The organism is Caballeronia sp., assembly GCF_049581465.1.
In the GTDB taxonomy this organism is placed as follows: Bacteria; Pseudomonadota; Gammaproteobacteria; order Burkholderiales; family Burkholderiaceae; genus Caballeronia.
In genome coordinates this window covers 1-2,978 of record NZ_JBAUSA010000585.1, presented here as the reverse complement: position 1 = coordinate 2,978, position 2,978 = coordinate 1, and the positions used below count along the sequence as shown (strand labels likewise).

Sequence of the window (2,978 nt, the reverse complement as noted above, 5' to 3'; positions counted from 1 at the left end):
CGGCGATGCAGTGCACGATGACGGCCTGTTCAACGAAATCTACGCGGCACTGCTGAAGTACAAGGTCCTCTTCCTGCGCGACCGGGACCTGGACAAGCTCTCGCGTAAAGACCACATGGCCTTCGCGATGCGCATGGGTCAGCTCGAATCCCACCCGTTGGCTCCCAGCCACCCGGACGCACCAGGCCTGGTGCAAATCTACAAAACCCCAGAGAAACTACTGTCGGCGATGTAGTGCCGAATCCCTCCGGCATGCCGCCATGCAGCCTGCTGAACTCGAATGGAAGAACCACCATCAGGCGGTTTTTCTATTTTCGGAGAATGTATGTCGGCGACTACGGCAGTCCGCCGGCCAGCAGTCGCCGACCGCCACGACAGCGCGAAAGGCCGTTGTACTTCGAAAGCGGCCCTTGAAGCGACGCAGGGTCGAACGGCGGAAACGGGTCGACATGTGCCCTTCGCGAAATGTGCGAAGGGCCAAGCCCCGCGGAAAATTGAGAATTACCACTTGTTTATGCACGCATCTGCTTTACAGGCTTCTCTGGTCGATGAGGGCGTGTCGAACCGGATCATTGAGGCGTGATATTTTTCACCGGTGCACAAATCGAATTTAAGAATTCTTAGAGCGACTGCGTTGCGAGCACTGGCAGATCAACTACTGCATCGCAAATTGTTGCCGCTCGATGGGGTACATTCTTTCGACGGCTTCACACCAAATTGTTGCGCAATCATGCGAACAAGGTCCGTCTAAATGTCAGACGAAAGGATCGGAGAATGTTGCAATGTCCAAACATACCGAGTTGCCATCGGATACAGATGGCCCCAATATAGACCTCAATCTTGACGTTGATCCGGTGCCTGCCGCACCACCTGCGCGGTTCGGACGCCTTGCGCTTTGGGTTGCGTCGGCAAGTGCGCTGACCGTCGGAGTCGTGGGTACAGTTGCGTATGGCGTTTGGTTCAATCAGGACCAGCATGCCTACGCAGAAGCAATTGCAAGCGCGCGTCAAACGCTCTCGATCACTGAATCGACATCGGCCACGGAACAAACGTCTTCGACCGGTCAGGTAGCACTATCCTCGTCGCCTCCTAGCGGAGCGAGCGTTGCCAGAGTCGACGTCAACGCGCCCGTATCTTCCCCGGGGATCGATCGCCGCGCGGTTCGTCCTCCTGATTCCGCCGCGCCGAAGCTGGCGACGGCGCGCCTTTGTCGCGCGAGCTGTCCTGTCACGCAAGATCGACGCCGTCCGGCACCGCGCGTCAAGCCAAATGGCGGCCTGTTCGCCCGCATCGGTTCGTTTTTTCATCGCGCAAGCTACCGGCAGCATGGCAACGAAAATCAGCGAAACCTCTACTCTCACTCGTGAGGGGCGGCGTGCTGGCGGCAGACGCGCCCTCGAGATGCGCTTCAGGCCAGGTCCGGCTACGATCGCCGGCGCATCCTTTCTTTGTCTGCTGATTGGTCTTCTGTTCCTTGGAGTGCAAATCAAGACGATCTTCTCGGATCAACTGAAGCAGGAATATATGGGGCTCGTTCTTGAAGGGGTTGAACGAGCCGAAAGTGCTCGCAAGCTGGTCGGCGTCTGGCAACAACGGGCCGATAACCGCGACACCCAATCGGAACAATCAGAGGGCTATCGACGCGCGCGTATCGAATTCGCTGCCCGCCTCGCGTCGCTCGCCGCTCTGGTGAACGCGAGCCCGTTGGCGCCACCGCGGATCCCGCAATCCGCGCTGTTGCCGGACGCAAATCTCCACAATACGGACGCGTTGCTCGACGCGGTGTCGGGGTACTGGCGTGCGCAGCGCGATCGTGCCAGCGCCGATGCGCGCACGCATATTTCCCGCGTCGCGAACACGTTGATCGTTTTGTCGGTGTTAGTGTTCGGCGTGCTGATTACTGCTCTAGGGATGTATGCGAAGCGCGCTCGCCAACTTGCAGGCGAGTCGCACAAATTCGAGCATGCGGCGCTGCACGACGCGATGACCGGTCTGCCAAACAGGCGTAAATTGTTTGCCACGCTTGCGGAAGCGGCAGCAGCGTCGTCCGCGGATCCGATGCTTCGTAAATTCGCCGTCTTTTATATCGATCTGGACGGATTCAAACAAGTCAACGACTCGCTCGGTCATCGTATCGGTGATGAGTTTTTGATCGCTGTTTCCAGACGATTTCGTCAATCAGTACGTCTTGTTGACGTCGTCGCCCGCATCGGAGGCGACGAGTTCGTCGTGTTGGTCCGCGAATTTGCTACGAACGCCGAACTAGAAGCAATTGCGCAGCGGCTGATCGCCAGTGTGACCCAGACAGACGAGCAGATGGGCATTGGATTTGTCCGTGCCAGCATTGGGATTGCGAGCTTTCCCGATCCCGTGCAGGATTACCGTCGCCTCGTCGCGGTGGCCGACGAAACGATGTACGAGGTAAAGCGGAACGGCAAGAACGGTTACGCATTCGCGGAACGGCTGAACTGATTGGGACCGTTCTGATTACCAATGCAATTTCCGGCTGTAGCCTGGTGACTCGGGCGTTGAGCGGAAATCTGTCGGGATACGATGCGCTACTGTGGTCACAGCGATCGCCCGCCATGCTAACTCGGCGCTCATAGGCGAGCCTGTACACAGGATCTGTAAAACGGTGATTCTTGGTACGTGGGGTTCAGTGTTGCGCGGGTGGTGACAGGCCGCGGTCGGCCCAGAGCGTGTCAAAACGCGTAGCCACTGGGAATTGACGAAACCTGTCTCGGACCGGGGCGCGGCTTTTCGATTGCGACAACCCGAACGTCGAATCACAGCCGACCATATCGCAAAGGCTCAACAACCCCGTACGGGCGTTACGCCCGCATCGCCTTCATAACCGCTTTTGGACCGAGTAGCTTGATCACTCGCTTCATGTTGTACGCCAGCACGTGCAAGCTCATCTCCGTGCTCACCCGCCCGATGGTCCGTGTCAGGAAATGAGTGGCGCCCATCCATGCCTT

1 protein-coding gene and 2 pseudogenes are annotated in these 2,978 nt (G+C 58.1%); 2 read left to right on the top strand and 1 reads right to left on the bottom strand.

What is annotated here, in order from left to right; translation table 11 throughout:
• Together WCA53_RS14355 and WCA53_RS14350 are read left to right on the top strand one after the other, a co-directional pair.
• Positions 1 to 217 (top strand): annotated as a pseudogene (locus tag WCA53_RS14355) (TauD/TfdA family dioxygenase); the annotation flags it as partial.
• Positions 218 to 1,401: 1,184 nt separating this feature from the next.
• A complete protein-coding gene (locus WCA53_RS14350) occupies positions 1,402 to 2,472 on the top strand; it encodes a diguanylate cyclase (RefSeq protein ID WP_423911331.1) in 1,071 nt (356 codons plus the stop codon).
• A gap of 359 nt (positions 2,473 to 2,831) precedes the next feature.
• Here WCA53_RS14350 and WCA53_RS14345 read toward each other — a convergent pair.
• Positions 2,832 to 2,978: pseudogene (locus WCA53_RS14345) on the bottom strand (IS5/IS1182 family transposase); the annotation flags it as partial.

Coding starts and splice junctions, on each gene's coding strand:
- WCA53_RS14350 (WP_423911331.1), top strand. CDS start 1,402: ATGCGCTTCAGGCCAGGTCCGGCTACGATCGCCGGCGCATCCTTTCTT.